Source organism: Curtobacterium sp. NPDC090223 (genome assembly GCF_044746585.1).
Classification (GTDB): Bacteria; Actinomycetota; Actinomycetes; order Actinomycetales; family Microbacteriaceae; genus Curtobacterium.
Genome location: NZ_JBIVCN010000002.1, coordinates 171,807 through 185,149, shown reverse-complemented (window position 1 = coordinate 185,149; position 13,343 = coordinate 171,807). Strand labels below are relative to the sequence as shown.

Below are 13,343 nucleotides of genomic sequence, written 5' to 3'. Positions count from 1 at the left end.
AGATGTGAGGAGCACCACCATGGCATCGACGAGCAACCGCGTCGACGGCACCGCGTCCACCGGCACCACGACGACGCAGGTCACCAGCGCCGGCAAGACCGTCATCGACGACCAGGTCGTCGCGAAGATCGCGGGCATCGCCGCCCGTGACGTCCCCGGCGTGTTCGCCCTCGGCGGGAACGCCGCGCGGGCGTTCGGCGCCATCCGCGACGCGATCGGCTCGAGCGCGCTCGGCCAGGGCGTCCGCGTCGAGGTCGGCGAGACCCAGGTCGCCGTCGACCTGACCATCGTGGTCGACTACCCGACGCCGATGATGGACGTCGCCTCGGCCGTCCGCGCGGCGGTCACGGAGTCCGTGACGGAGCTCGTCGGACTCGAGGTCACCGAGGTCAACATCGCGATCAACGACGTCAACATCCCGGCACTCAACCAGGCACCCGACGAGGCCGAGGGTCGCGTCCGGTGAACGCCACCGTCGTCGGGATGGGGGTCGGCGCCCTGCTCGCGATCGTCGCGGTGACCCTCGGGTTCTGGGCGTTCGTCGTGGTCGCCGTCTGCATGCTCGTCGGCGGCGTGGTGGCACGCATCGTGACCGGCGACATCGATCCCCGTCGACTCCTCGACGTCCTCCGCGGCCGTCGGAGCTCGTCGTGAGCGCTGCCGGCCCCGACCCGTCGGCGCCCGATCCGTCGGCCCCTGCTCCGTCGGCCTCCGCTCCGCGGGTGGGCGGGTACGACCGGATCGGCACGTCCGCGCTGGTCCGGACCGCGCAGGCGGTCGCCGCGGAAGCGCTCCGCGCACCCCTCCGGGAGGTCCGGGCCAGGGTCGCCGACGACGGTCGCGGAGCGCTCGCGGTCACCGTCACGGCCCCGCTCGCCGTGCCCGTGCTGGGCTCGCACGCGGTCCCCGACGAACCGGTGGTCCGGACGGCGCACCGCGCCCGCACGAGGATCGCCGAGCGCATCGGGACCATCACCGGCCGCAAGGTCGAACGGGTGGACGTGACGTTCTCGTCCGCCGTCATCGACACCCCGAGGAGGGTCCGGTGACCTCCGAGCACGATGCCCTCCACCGCCGGGTGCTCCGGCGCGAGACCCACGTGTCCCGGTCCGGCACCGTCGTCCTCGCGATGATCGTCGTCCTGGTCGTCGCCGCTGCCGCGGTGTTCGCAGCGGTGCTCGTCTTCCTGGACCAGAACGTCGCGGGGATCGACCCCCGAGCCGTCGTCGACGCCGCCGCAGCCGCTCCCCGCGGCCTCGTCGACGCGGTCGTCATCGGTGTCGGAGCGGTCGTCGCGTTCATCGGGCTCGTGTTCCTGCTGCAGGGTGCGCTGCCCCAGCGCCGTCCGCGACACCAGATGTCGTCGCGCCGCCTGGCCGTCGTGGTCGACGACGAGGTCCTCGCCTCCGCTGCCGCTCGAGCCGCCCGCGGAGCGACCCGGCTCGGCCCCGACGCAGCGGTCGGCACGGTCGGCCGCCGGACGGTCGACGTCGTGCTCCGTCCCGCCGCCGGTGTCGACGTGCCTGCCGTCGCCGCGACGGAAGCGGTCGAGCGCGAGTTCGCCGACATCGACACCGTGCCGCCGGTGACCGCGCGGGTCCGGGTGCAGCCGACCGGACGGGTGGACGGATGAACGCCACGAACCGTGCGCTCGGCCGCATCGCGCTGCTCGTCGTCGGGGCCGCACTCCTGGTCGCCGGGCTGGCGGCCGTCCTCGTGCAGACCGTCCCGCAGGCCGCCGACATCTGGCACGACGCCGCACGTGCGGCCCTCGGCGACCTCGGCGTCGACGCATCGCGGGGCGCGTCGATCGCGGCGTGGTCGTGGGTCCTCGCCGGCGCGGTCGTGCTCGGAGTCCTGGCGCTCGTCGTCCTGACCACGCTGGGCGGCGGTCGGATCGACACGGTCGTCGAGGACGACGGTGCCCCGGACAGTGTCCCCGGCGGGGTCCGCATCGACGCCGCCGCGGTGCAGCACGCGCTCTCCTCGGCGATCGGCGACCTGCCGCAGGTCGCCTCGCTCGCGGTCGACGTGTACCGCGTCCGCCGTCGCCGGGCCGTCCGGATCAAGGTCCGGCCGCGCAAGGGCGCCGCACCGCGGGAGATCACCGAACGGGTCGAGGAGATCGTCGGCGACCTCGACGCACTGCTCGGCGAACCGCTGCCCGTGCTGCTGGAGATCGCGCGCGGCGGTGCCGGTTCCTCCCGCCCGGACCGCGTGCACTGAGGTGGACTCCGTCGGCAGCAGCATCCCGTCGCCCGACGCGCACGTCCCGGTGCCGGCGGCGCTCGACGCGATCGCGGCCGGCCGGCGGCTCGTCCCGGTGTGGGTGAACGCGATCGGTGGGACGACCTTCCGGGTCGGCGGCTCCGGCGGCGCGGACACGGCGGAGGAGTACCTGAAGTGGGTGCCCCGTCGGTACGCGGGGTGGATCACGGCCGAGGCCGATCGGCTCGCGTGGGCTGGCCGGTGGCTGCGTGTGCCCGAGGTGCTCGACCGGGGTGCCGACGACGACGGCGCCTGGCTCCGTACCCGAGCTGTGCGGGGGTGGAGTGCGGTCGACCCGCGATGGCGCGACGAGCCCCGCACCGCGGTCGTCGGCATCGCCGAGGGCCTGCGCGCGATGCACGACACGCTGCCGGTCGCGGACTGCCCGTTCGCCTGGTCGGACGACTCCCGCCTGCGCCGTGCACGGGCGGCGGGTGTGGACGTCGACGTGATCGGGCCCGCCCCGACGCCGGACCTGGCGGTGGTGTGCCACGGGGACGCCTGCTCGCCGAACACGTTGCTCGGCGCGGACGGCCGGTGGGTCGGGCACGTCGACCTCGGCGCGCTCGGGGTCGCGGACCGCTGGGCGGACATCGCGGTGGCGACGATGGCGCTCGGGTGGAACTACGGGCCGGGGTGGGACGGGGTGTTCCTCGACGCGTACGGCGTCGAGCCCGACGAGGGCCGGACCTCCTGGTACCGGGCGCTCTGGAACCTCGACGTCGACGAGGTCTGAGGCGTCCTGCCCGGCCCGGGCCTCGCACCGTGCGAGGTCCGGCGCGTGTCCCGGGTGCAGTGTGCGAGGTTCCGGGCAGTGTGCGAGGTGCCCGGGGTCGCACAGTGTCCGCAAGCTCGCACACTGCGGCGCGCCCGCGGCGCGGCGCGCCCGCGGCACGCGCCGGCGGCGCGGCGCGCCCGCGGCGCGCCCGCGGCGCGCGCCGGCGCGGCCCGGCGGCGCGCGGGGCTAGAAGCTGACGCCGCGGGCCGCCATGAACGACACCGGGTTGGTCGTCCCGCCGCCGACGTGGGTCTCGTAGTGCAGGTGGCAGCCGGTGGAGTTGCCCGTCGAGCCGACGAGGGCGACGAGCGTGCCCGCCGCGACCCGCTGCCCCGGGGCGACCCGGAACCCGCCGCTGACGATGTGGCCGTACGCGCTCTTCACCCCGCCGCCGTGGTCGATCCGGACGTAGTTGCCGTAGCCGCCGTACCACCCGACGTACTCGACCGTGCCGGCCGCCGCCGCGACGATCGCCGTCGAGCAGCCGCTGCCCAGGTCGATGCCGTCGTGGAACGTCACCGCGCCCGTGATCGGGTGCACGCGGGAACCGTACCCGCTGGTGATCCAGCCCCCGGCGGGCCGCACCCACCCGGACCCCGACCCGGAGCCGACCGCGCCGGAACCGCCGCCGCTGCCGCCACCGCTGCTGCCCCCACCGCTGTTGGCGGCTGCTGCTGCGGCTGCCGCGGCCGCCGCGGCCTGACGGGCGCGGGCCTCGTCCGCCTTGCGCTTGGCCTCGCCCTTGGCGAACTCTGCCTCGGTGCGGACACGGCCGGACTTCAGCGTGGCGAGCTGGGCGTCGAGGCGGGCCTTGTTGTCCTGCTGCTCGTCGTACGCGCTCTGCGCCCGGTCGGACGCGGCCTGGGCGTCGGCCATCCGGGCCTCGGCCTCTGCCGCGAGCTCCGCGAGGGCCGTGGCCGCGCGGTCCGCCTGCTTGGAGAGCGCCCGGGCGACGGCGGCGTCCGCGCTCGCCACGGCCTCGACCCGTTCGGCCTGCTCGGAGAGCTTGCTCAGCGCGCCGAGGTCGTACAGCAGGTCTCGAGATTCCTCGCCCCCGGTGAGCACGCTCGTCGTGACGTCGGCGCCACCGGAACGGGCCATCTGCGCGGCGAACTGGCCGGCCTGCGCGGCGCTCTGCGCGGCGATCTCGGCGTGTTCCTCGGCGTCGGCGCGCAGGGCCTGCTCGGTCTCGGCGGCGCGCTGGGCCTTGCGCTGCGCGGTCGAGTACTCGTTGCCGCGCGCCTCTGCCTCGGCGACGGCGGCGTCAGCCTTCGACGCGAGGTCGCCGATCAGGGTCTCGATGTCGGCGATCTGGTCGTTCTTCGCCGACTCCTGCCCGCGGGCGGCCAGCACGTCGTCCCAAGAGGGGTACGTGGCGGCCAGTGCCGGGGGAGCGTCGAGGACCAGCGCGCCGGCGAGTCCGACCAGCGAGAAGGCGGCGACGGCGAACCGGAACCGCACGGCGAACGGCGACCGCGCGGACGGACGGAGGCGCGAGGAGCGGGCGGCGGAGCGAGTCATCCCGGCGAGCCTATACATCCACACAGGAACGACGCGATGCCGACGCACCCCTGTGCAGAACTCTCTGCGGAACGGACCCCGGTCACGGACCGGCGGCGAACCCGCGTTCCCGCAGGACGGCGGCCGCGCTGCCGCCGACGTCCCGCCGGAGCACGTCGGCCCCGTCGGTCCCCGCGTAGTCCCAGATGTCGAAGCCGGTGCAGTGGGTGACCGACACCGGAGCGCCGAGGGAGTCCTCGACCGGGGTGGACCAGACGTCGCCGGAGCCCACCACCACGAACGTCGGCGCGGCATCGCGGTAGGCGCCGAGGTCGACGAGCCACGGGTAGACCTGGAACGTGTCACGGACCTGCAGCACGTCCACGTTCGTCGACGCGTAGGTGGCGAGCGGCCGGACCGTCCAGAACTGTCCGACGCCGACGACGTCCCGCCCGTCCGCCCAGCGGTCCAGGCAGTCGGCGGGCGCGTACGCGGCCGTGCGGACCGTGCGGATCGTGCTCGGGGTCACCGCGACCCCCGCGGCGAGGACCACGGCGGCACCGATCGCCAGCGTCACGCGGACGCCCCGGAGCGGCCGGTGCACGCGGGTCTTCCGGACGGCGGAGCGGGTGAGTTCGCACACCGCGACCAGGGCGAGCAGCGGCGCGACCACCACCGGCTCCAGGTACCGCGGGGTCTCCGACCCGGCGGCGACGACGCCGACGGACACGGCGACGACCGTGACCACCGGCAGGAAGGTCGCCACGAGGACGGTCCGTGACGTGCGGACCCGCCACGCCCACACGGTGCCACCGACCGAGAGCAGGACCCCGACCAGCATGAGCACCAGGCCCGCGTCACCGGCGGCCGTGCCCGCGCGCACGTCCGTCAGGGACGCGAAGAAGCCGAGCGTGGTGACCGCGTGTTCGGGGTGCACGTAGGTCGACGGGTCGAGCGACACGAACGGCCGGAGCGGGATCCGGACCAGGTAGCCGACGACGGCGCCCGCGACGACCACGCCGGAGAGCCACAGCGCCGGCCGCCACGGGACCCGACGTGCGAGTGCCAGGAGCGCGAGCGTGACGACGACGGGTGCGCCCGACCACGGGACGTAGAGCGGGTTCGAGGCCGTCGTGCACGCCGCGACGAGGCCGAGCACGACGAGCACGGTGACCGACGCGCGCCCGGTCCGGACGGCCCGGAGCACGAGCACCGCCGTGCCGAGCAGGGCCAGGGCGACGCCGTAGTAGTACGTGGTCGTGAGCAGCAGGGACGCGAGCTCGAGCGAGGTCGCCGTGGCGCTCGACTCGGTCAGGACCACGAGCGTGAGGAACCCGAGCGCCACCGCGGACACCGCGATGCGCGCCGGTCGTCCCGCCGCCGGCATCAGCTCGTTCGCCGCCGCCCGCAGCAGCGCGTACACCGCGACGAGGACCAGCACGCCGTTCAGTGCGAGGGCCTGCTGCGGGGTCCCCGTGACGACCGAGCAGAGCAGGTACACCGGGAGCTCGGGGAAGAAGAACAGCGCGGGCGACATCGCCCACTCGAAGGGCTCACCGGCCTGCATCGACCGTACGACCATCGGCAGCAGCACCGAGTCGCCGTCGTACCAGAGCAGGGAGACCCGTGCCGTCGCGATCACGTGGCGGAGCGCGATCACCGCCAGGGACAGCGCCACGAGGCCGCCCAACGCCTCGTGCCCGAGCGAGCGGAGACGGGCGGAGGGCATGGACGGAGCGTACCGAGCGCGGCTCCGGACGTACCCGATGAGCGCCGACGAGGCCGGACCGGCTACCCTTGTGCGCTGTGACGGACGCGCGCGAGCAGTTGATCGACCACATCAAGGCCGAGGCGGTGTTCCACGGCGACTTCACCCTGACCAGCGGGAAGAAGGCGACGTACTACATCGACCTCCGCAAGGTGAGCCTGGACCACCGGGTCGCGCCGCTCATCGGGCAGGTCATGACCGAGCTCGTGGAGCAGGTCCCCGACGTCGTCGCGGTGGGCGGGCTCACGATGGGCGCCGACCCGATCGCCAGCGCCGTGCTGCACCAGGCAGCCGCGCAGGGCAAGGCCTACGACGCCTTCGTCGTCCGCAAGGAGCCGAAGGACCACGGCCGCGGCAAGCAGGTCGAGGGCCCGGACCTCGCGGGGAAGCGCGTCGTCGTGCTCGAGGACACCTCCACGACCGGCGGCTCGCCGCTGAAGGCCGCCGAGGCGCTCGAGCGCGAGGGCGCGATCATCGCGGCCGTCGCCGTCGTGGTCGACCGCGACACCGGTGCCAAGGAGACGATCGAGGCCGCCGGTTACCCGTACTTCGCAGCCATCGGGCTGGCTGATCTGGGGCTGACCGCGTGACCGGGGAGCGTCCGGACGACGCGCGCGAGCCCGATGACGCCGCCCGCCCCGCAACGGGGGCAGACGGCCAGGAGGCCCCGCCCGCGTCCGCCTCGGACGCTCACTTCCCCGGTCTCCGCAGCGCCGCCGACATCTTCGGTGCGCCGCGGACCGCCGACGAGTGGCCCTCCCGCCGTGAGCGCCGGGAGGCCGAACGCGCCGCCGCCGAGACCGGTGCGCCCCTCCCGGAGCCCTTCGAGCCGCCGGCGGCACCGTCCGTGCCCGAGACGCCCGCGGCGCCCGCGGCGCCCACAGCGCCTGAACCACCTGCAGCCCCGGAGCCGTCGGCGCCGGTCGACGAGTCCACCCAGGCGATCTCGATGCCCGAGGAACTCGCCCGCCCCTCGCAGCCGGCGCAGCCCGCGTCCGACCCGGACCGCTCGCTCCTGGGCAGCCGCATCCCCGCGGCGGCACCGGTCCCGCCGACCACCACCGCTCCGCACCCGAGTTCGATCGTGCTGCCCACCGCGCAGGCGCACCGAGACGAGCGGGCGGCCCAGACCCGGGCGATCGAGGACGAACGCCGCCGGACCGACCCGCGCGGCGAGGGCCGCGACGACGTCGACTGGCTCGGTCGTGCCACGGGTGCACCGCTGCCGCCGTCCGGCATCGGGGACGTCCCCGCGCCGACGGGGCCGATCGCGCAGCCGGTCGGCGTGTCGAACGCGCTGCCCCCGACCGAGGAGCCGCCGAGCTTCACCGACCTGCTCCGCGTCGCGCCGACGGTCGAGCCCGTGCAGGTCGACCGACCGTTCGACTGGGCGGTCCAGGACGACCTGACCGGCGAGGTCCCCACCACCCTGACGTCGAACCCGTTCGACACGACGACGACCGCGCTGCCGCTCGGGCAGGCGGACGCCCCCGAACCGACGCCGGAGCCGACGCCGGAGCCGACCGCGGCGACCGACAGCGGCAGCTGGTCCCTCGTCGACGAAGCAGTCCGCACGGGCGAGACCCCGTGGTGGGCCGAACCCGACGCGACCGCCCCGCCGACCGCGGCACAGCCGGTCCCGGCGACCCCGGCACAGTCGACCCCGGCCCCGCCGCTCGTCGAACCGGCGGCACCGGCACCGGCCCCGTCTGCGGACGCACCCGCACACCTGCCGCCCGCGGTCGGGCAGGACCTCGACGCGGTCCTCGGCATCCGCGGCGACGCGGACCCCGACCAGGTGGACACGCCCCTGCCGCGGAGCGCGCCGGACGACATCGACCAGTCCGAGTGGGACGGCCGCGAGACCAGCGACACGAGCGCCATCAAGGACCTCTTCGGCACGCAGGCGGTGCACCAGCTCGGCGCGACCGACTACGACCCGAACGACACCGGCACGCGGATGATGCCGGCGGCGATCGCCCCCGCGCACGCCCCGGCCGCCGGCCGCTCGGCGGACACGGCCGGGCCGCCGGTGCCGCCGGACGCGGACGGCGGCAACTTCATCAACGAGGGCTTCGCGAAGCTCCGCGGCGAGGGCAAGCGCGGCAAGCAGCTGCTCATCGGCGGCGCGATCGTGATCATCCTCCTGATGCTCGTCGCGGTGTTCGCCCTCACCAGGTGGATCGTGGGCAACACCATCGAGGAGCACACGACCCCGACGAAGTCGCCGGCAGCCGCGTCCGCCTCGATCACCACGAAGGCGTCCGAGGCCCCGGTCGCAGCGCCGACGCCCGCCTCCGCCCCGACGATCACGTTCGGGACGACCGCCGCGTCGGCCGGGAAGCACGCCTGGTACGAGCTGGCCGGTGGCGAGTGCCTGACGCCGTTCGAGAGCGCCTGGGCCGAGGACTTCACCGTCGTCGACTGCTCGGCGGCGCACCTCGCGCAGCTGACCAGCCGCGGTGCGATCGAGGCCGATGCCTACCCCGGCACCGCCGAGGCGCAGCGCATCGCCACGGACCAGTGCCAGTCGGACGGCGCTTTGAACGTCACCGCGGCGTCCGCCTACGGCGACGTGCAGGTGCAGAGCGTCTACCCACCGGATGCCGCCGCCTGGCAGGCGGGCGACCGGTTCTGGTCCTGTTTCGTGACCCGCTCCGGCGGCGGCACGATGACGGGATCGCTCGCGCCGTCCGCGTAGTCACCACGTGACGGACGGGAGGCCCGGTGCCAGCTGGCACCGGGCCTCCCGTCCGTCAGCGGTCGCGACTCAGGCCGCGGCCGGGACCTTCGCCGACGCGTCCGAGAGCGTCCGGAGCTCGTCCGCCGTCAGCTCCAGGTCGGCCGATGCGAGGAGCGCGGGCAGCTGCTCGGTGTTCCGCGCCGAGGCGATCGGCGCGACGACGTCGGGCTGCGCCTGCAGCCAAGCGAGCGCGACCGTGGCGATCTCGGTGTCGTGCGCACCGGCGATGGTGGACAGCGCGTCCACGACCGCCAGGCCCTCGTCCGTGAAGTAGCCGGACACCTGCCCCTCGCGGTCCTTGCCGGCGAAGTCGTCCTTGGTGCGGTACTTGCCCGTCAGGAACCCGGCGGCGAGCGAGAAGTAGGGCACGATGCCGAGACCGGCCTGGTGGGCGAGCGGGGCGATCTCGGACTCGTACGGCTCGCGCGTGACGAGGTTGTAGTGCGGCTGGATCGCCACCGGCTTCGCCAGGCCGTGCTCGTCGGCGATGCGGATCCACTCCGCCGCGCGGCCCTTCGAGTAGTTCGAGATCGCCGTGTACCGGACCAGGCCCTCGCGGACGAGCTGGTCGAACGCGCGGACGGTCTCCTCGAGCGGCGTGCCCTGGTCGTCGAAGTGCGCGTAGTACAGGTCGATGCGGTCGGTGCCGAGCCGCTGGAGGCTCGCGCGGGCGGCCTTCGCGACGTTGTCCGCGGACAGGCCGGGGAACTCCGGGTGCTGCGAGACCTTCGTGGCGATCACGACGTCGTCGCGCTTGCCCGACTTCGCGAACCACGAACCGATGACGGTCTCGGACTCGCCGCCGGAGTTGCCGTCCCCCCACGCCGAGTAGACGTCGGCCGTGTCGACGAAGTCGCCGCCGGCTGCGGTGTAGGCGTCGAGGACCTGGTGCGAGGTGGCCTCGTCCGCGGTCCACCCGAAGACGTTGCCGCCGAGGGCGAGGGGGAAGACGGTGAGGTCGCTGGTTCCGATGCGGGGCATCCGGATTCCTTTCAGATCGGTACGGTTCCGGTCTCACGCTAGGCCTCGACCCTTGGCATGATCGGAACATGACGTCACTGGTCACGTACCTCGCCGACCCCCGCGCCACCGTGCGGCTGCGGGCCGTGATGTCCGCGGGGACGACGCCGTCGACGGACGACCTCGAGGTGCTCGTCGAGCAGTGCGCGACCGAGCCCGACCTGCAGGTGCGCGAGATGCTGACGTGGGCGCTCATCCGGCTGCCGGCCGAGGTCGTCGTGCCGCGGGTGCTGCGGGAGCTCGACCGACCAGTGGCGCAGGCGCGCAGCCAGGCGCTGCACACGCTCTCGAAGATCCACGACTCGTCGGTGTACCCGCAGGTCGCCGCCCGGCTCGAGGACCTGGACCCCGGTGTCGTCCGGACGGCCTGGCGTGCGGCGGTCGTGCTCGTGCCCGACCCGGCCCGGGCCGATCTCGCACGGTCGCTCGCCGTCCAGCTCGGGCAGGGCGACCCCGAGACGCGGCTGTCGCTGAGCCGGGCGCTCGTCGGGCTCGGCGCGGACGTCGTCGAGCCGGTGCTCGCCGCGGCGGGGTCGCACCGGAACGAGGCCGTCCGCGCGCACGCCGCCGAGACCGAGCGGCTGCTGCGGGACCCGTCGGCCGGGTCCGAGCTCGCGCGGGAGCGGGCGCGTCGCGAGGTCGCGCTCGGTCGGACGCGGTCGGCGAAGGGCTGAGCCGGCGCGTCCGGCGGTCGAGCTACTCCGCGCACTGCCGGGGCGGGCCGTCGACAACCGGAATTCGGGTTCCCGAACAGGCCCGATCGGCTTGCGCATGCCGATCGGAGCGCGCCAAGGTGGGTGTCGAAGGGGAGTAGCTCCCAGCGCGTGCATCGACACACTGGCCATCACGACGATCGGCCCGGTGCACCACCACGAACGGCCCGCTCGGGTCGGCCGGGGCGAGCGAGACCTTCGGCCGTTCCGCCATGGCCGAAGCCGCTCGAAGTGTGTGTGCTGCGTCATGGCTCGACCACGAGGACCACCATGACCGACACCATCGCCGTGCAGTCGCCCGCTCCCGCGGCGCCTGCTCCCCGCATGGGCGCCAGCGCCTGGGGCCGGGTCGCGATCTGCATCGCCATCGCCCTGCCCGCCGTCGTCTTCCGCGTGACCGGGTTCGCGCCGAACCCCGTCGTCGACCTGCTCGTGTTCGGCGCGGCCGTCGTCGCCGCGTCGTTCCTGCTCGCCTGGGCCGCCGAGGCAGCGCAGAAGGACATCGCCGGCGCGCTCGCCATCGCGATCCTGGCGCTCATCGCCGTGCTGCCCGAGTACGCCGTCGACCTGTACTACGCGTTCCGCTCCGGGTACGACCCCGCGTACGAGCAGTTCGCCGCCGCCAACATGACCGGCTCGAACCGGCTGCTGCTCGGCTTCGGGTGGCCCCTCGTGGTGATCATCTCGCTGCTCGTCGCGCGGCGGTTCGTGCGCTCCGGTGCGATGCCCCCGATCGCCACGAAGGTGCTCGAGCTCGAGCGCTCCGCACGGCTCGACGTCGGGTTCCTGGCGCTCCTGGCGCTCGTGGCGTTCCTCATCCCGCTGATGGGGTCGATCCCGATGTGGTTCGGGTTCGTGCTGCTCGCCGCGTTCGTGCTGTACCTCTGGCGGGCATCGAAGGTGCCGGACGACGGTGACGACGAGGAGCTCGTCGGCATGGCCGGGAACATCGCGTCGATGTCGCAGACCTCCCGGCGGTGGACCATCGTGGCGCTCTTCGTCGTCGCCGCGGCCGTGATCCTGTCCTCCGCCGAACCCTTCGCCGACGCGCTCGTGCAGTCCGGCGGCGCGCTCGGCATCGACAGCTACTTCCTCGTGCAGTGGCTCGCGCCGCTCGCGACCGAGGCGCCGGAGTTCATCGTCGCGGCGCTCTTCGCGCTGCGCGGGATGGGCGGCGCGGCGATCGGGACCCTCATCGCGTCGAAGGTCAACCAGTGGTCGTTGCTCGTCGGGTCGCTGCCGATCGCGCACGTGCTCGGCGGTGGTACCACGGGCGGGCTGCCGCTCGACGGCCGGCAGGTCGAGGAGTTCATGCTGACCGCGTCGCAGACCCTGCTCGGGGTGGCGATCATCATCGCGCTGCGGTTCCACCGGTGGTCGGCGATCGCCCTCGCGGCGCTGTTCGCGGTGCAGTTCTTCGTCACGGACACGAACGGGCGCTGGGTACTCAGCATCGTGCACGTCGTCGCGGCCCTGGTGGTGTTCTGGATCAACCGGCGCGACATCCTCCCCACGCTCGCAGCCCCGTTCCGCCGCCCGGCGGCCGCGCGCTCGCGCTGACGCGCCGGGCGGGCGCGCCGCTGAGATCGCACTTCCTGTCGCTCGCGACAATCGGGAGGCGACACGAAGTGCGATCTCAGCGCCGGTCCGGGCCACGTACCGGACTGGAGGCTCGGCGCGGGTCCGCACCGAGCCTCCAGTCCGGCGTGGTGCCGGGATGCGCTCCGCGACTGGTGAGATCGCGCTTGGTGTCGCCTTCGGCGACTGCGAGGCGACGCGAAGTGCGATCTCAGCGCATGCGCGCGCCCGCGCGCCCGCGCGCCGCGCGCCCGCGCGCCGCGCGCCCGCGCGCCGCGCGCCCGCGCGCTCAGTCGGCGTCGGGGGCGAGCCAGATCGCGTCGGCGGCCGCGGCGGGCAGGTCGACGAGGGACTCCGTCCCGTCGGGGGCCCGCCGGGACACCGCGATGACGCCCGCGTAGTCGCGGACCCGCTCCACGCGCAGGTGCGTCCCGAGCCCCACCCCGAGCTCGTCGAAGTACCGCAGCAGCGAGGGGTCGTCGTCCGAGACCCGGTCGACGGTGCCGCACGACCCGGGCGTGATCGTCCCGAGGAGCGCCCCGGGGGAGTCCGGCAGGGTGCCGTCCGTGCGGGGGATCGGGTCGCCGTGGGGGTCGTGCGTGGGGTGCCCGAGGTCGGCGTCCACGCGGTCGAGGAACGTCTCCGACACCGCGTGCTCGAGGGCCTCGGCCTCGGTGTGCACCTCGTCCCACGTGTAGCCCAGCCGGGACACCAGGAACGACTCGATGAGCCGGTGCCGGCGGACCATGGCCACGGCGACCTGCTGGCCGAGCGGGGTGAGCACGACGCCGTAGTACGGGGTGTGCTCGATGAGGCCGTCGCGGTCGAGCTTCCGGAGGTTGCCGGACACCGTCGAGGCGGAGACCTTCAGCGACGCGGCGATGTCCCGGGTCGCGATGCCGGTGTCGCCGCGCTCCCGCGCCTTCCAGATGAGCTTGACGTAATCCTCCGCCATTGTGGAGAGCGAAGGAAGGC

14 protein-coding genes are annotated in these 13,343 nt (G+C 74.2%); 10 read left to right on the top strand and 4 right to left on the bottom strand.

Annotation, left to right across the window (positions count from 1 at the left end):
* The first annotated feature begins 19 nt into the window (after positions 1-19).
* From ACIPJY_RS05475 to ACIPJY_RS05450, 6 genes are read left to right on the top strand one after another with little or no spacing between them, the layout of a single operon-like run.
* On the top strand, positions 20-466 hold the full coding sequence (locus ACIPJY_RS05475) for an Asp23/Gls24 family envelope stress response protein (protein WP_400463393.1): 447 nt from the start codon (positions 20-22) through the stop codon (positions 464-466).
* The gene (locus tag ACIPJY_RS05470; RefSeq protein WP_400463390.1) at positions 463-654 is read left to right on the top strand and encodes a DUF2273 domain-containing protein; all 192 of its coding nucleotides are present in this window, start codon (positions 463-465) and stop codon (positions 652-654) included. The genes ACIPJY_RS05475 and ACIPJY_RS05470 overlap by 4 nt, the downstream gene beginning before the upstream one ends.
* Positions 651-1,049, top strand: a complete 399-nt coding sequence (locus ACIPJY_RS05465) for a hypothetical protein (protein ID WP_400463387.1) — start codon at positions 651-653, stop codon at positions 1,047-1,049. The genes ACIPJY_RS05470 and ACIPJY_RS05465 overlap by 4 nt, the downstream gene beginning before the upstream one ends.
* A complete protein-coding gene (locus tag ACIPJY_RS05460; protein WP_400463385.1) occupies positions 1,046-1,633 on the top strand; it encodes a hypothetical protein in 588 nt (195 codons plus the stop codon). The genes ACIPJY_RS05465 and ACIPJY_RS05460 overlap by 4 nt, the downstream gene beginning before the upstream one ends.
* A complete protein-coding gene (locus ACIPJY_RS05455) occupies positions 1,630-2,226 on the top strand; it encodes a hypothetical protein (RefSeq protein ID WP_400463383.1) in 597 nt (198 codons plus the stop codon). Before ACIPJY_RS05460 ends, ACIPJY_RS05455 begins: the two co-directional genes overlap by 4 nt.
* A 1-nt stretch (position 2,227) precedes the next feature.
* Positions 2,228-3,004: a phosphotransferase gene (locus ACIPJY_RS05450; protein WP_400463381.1), complete on the top strand. Its 777-nt coding sequence runs from the start codon at positions 2,228-2,230 to the stop codon at positions 3,002-3,004.
* Between the two features lie 228 nt (positions 3,005-3,232).
* Here ACIPJY_RS05450 and ACIPJY_RS05445 read toward each other — a convergent pair whose 3' ends face one another.
* On the bottom strand, positions 3,233-4,567 hold the full coding sequence (locus ACIPJY_RS05445) for a M23 family metallopeptidase (protein WP_400463378.1): 1,335 nt from the start codon (positions 4,565-4,567) through the stop codon (positions 3,233-3,235).
* An 82-nt stretch (positions 4,568-4,649) separates the two neighbouring features.
* Positions 4,650-6,275, bottom strand: coding sequence for a hypothetical protein (locus ACIPJY_RS05440; protein ID WP_400463375.1), 1,626 nt, complete (start codon positions 6,273-6,275; stop codon positions 4,650-4,652).
* Between the two features lie 77 nt (positions 6,276-6,352).
* Between ACIPJY_RS05440 and pyrE the strand changes: the two genes are divergently transcribed.
* Both pyrE and ACIPJY_RS05430 read left to right on the top strand, forming a co-directional pair.
* A complete protein-coding gene (gene pyrE / locus ACIPJY_RS05435; RefSeq protein WP_400463372.1) occupies positions 6,353-6,904 on the top strand; it encodes an orotate phosphoribosyltransferase in 552 nt (183 codons plus the stop codon).
* Positions 6,901-9,015, top strand: a complete 2,115-nt coding sequence (locus ACIPJY_RS05430) for a septum formation family protein (RefSeq protein WP_400463369.1) — start codon at positions 6,901-6,903, stop codon at positions 9,013-9,015. The genes pyrE and ACIPJY_RS05430 overlap by 4 nt, the downstream gene beginning before the upstream one ends.
* A 69-nt stretch (positions 9,016-9,084) precedes the next feature.
* Here ACIPJY_RS05430 and ACIPJY_RS05425 read toward each other — a convergent pair whose 3' ends face one another.
* Complete coding sequence (locus ACIPJY_RS05425) at positions 9,085-10,038, bottom strand: aldo/keto reductase (RefSeq protein WP_400463366.1); 954 nt, start codon at positions 10,036-10,038, stop codon at positions 9,085-9,087.
* A gap of 68 nt (positions 10,039-10,106) precedes the next feature.
* On the opposite strand from ACIPJY_RS05425, the gene ACIPJY_RS05420 reads away from it, so the two are divergent.
* Both ACIPJY_RS05420 and ACIPJY_RS05415 read left to right on the top strand, forming a co-directional pair.
* Positions 10,107-10,751, top strand: a complete 645-nt coding sequence (locus ACIPJY_RS05420; protein ID WP_400463363.1) for a HEAT repeat domain-containing protein — start codon at positions 10,107-10,109, stop codon at positions 10,749-10,751.
* Between the two features lie 309 nt (positions 10,752-11,060).
* Entirely contained in the window at positions 11,061-12,350 is a 1,290-nt protein-coding gene (locus ACIPJY_RS05415; RefSeq protein ID WP_400463361.1) for a sodium:proton exchanger, read from the top strand.
* A gap of 307 nt (positions 12,351-12,657) precedes the next feature.
* On the opposite strand, the gene ACIPJY_RS05410 is transcribed toward ACIPJY_RS05415, so the two are convergent.
* Positions 12,658-13,323: a metal-dependent transcriptional regulator gene (locus ACIPJY_RS05410; RefSeq protein WP_400463359.1), complete on the bottom strand. Its 666-nt coding sequence runs from the start codon at positions 13,321-13,323 to the stop codon at positions 12,658-12,660.
* Positions 13,324-13,343: the final 20 nt, after the last annotated feature.

Coding starts and splice junctions, on each gene's coding strand:
- ACIPJY_RS05475 (WP_400463393.1), top strand. CDS start 20: ATGGCATCGACGAGCAACCGCGTCGACGGCACCGCGTCCACCGGCACC.
- ACIPJY_RS05455 (WP_400463383.1), top strand. CDS start 1,630: ATGAACGCCACGAACCGTGCGCTCGGCCGCATCGCGCTGCTCGTCGTC.
- ACIPJY_RS05445 (WP_400463378.1), bottom strand. CDS start 4,567: ATGACTCGCTCCGCCGCCCGCTCCTCGCGCCTCCGTCCGTCCGCGCGG.
- ACIPJY_RS05440 (WP_400463375.1), bottom strand. CDS start 6,275: ATGCCCTCCGCCCGTCTCCGCTCGCTCGGGCACGAGGCGTTGGGCGGC.
- ACIPJY_RS05425 (WP_400463366.1), bottom strand. CDS start 10,038: ATGCCCCGCATCGGAACCAGCGACCTCACCGTCTTCCCCCTCGCCCTC.
- ACIPJY_RS05420 (WP_400463363.1), top strand. CDS start 10,107: ATGACGTCACTGGTCACGTACCTCGCCGACCCCCGCGCCACCGTGCGG.
- ACIPJY_RS05415 (WP_400463361.1), top strand. CDS start 11,061: ATGACCGACACCATCGCCGTGCAGTCGCCCGCTCCCGCGGCGCCTGCT.
- ACIPJY_RS05410 (WP_400463359.1), bottom strand. CDS start 13,323: ATGGCGGAGGATTACGTCAAGCTCATCTGGAAGGCGCGGGAGCGCGGC.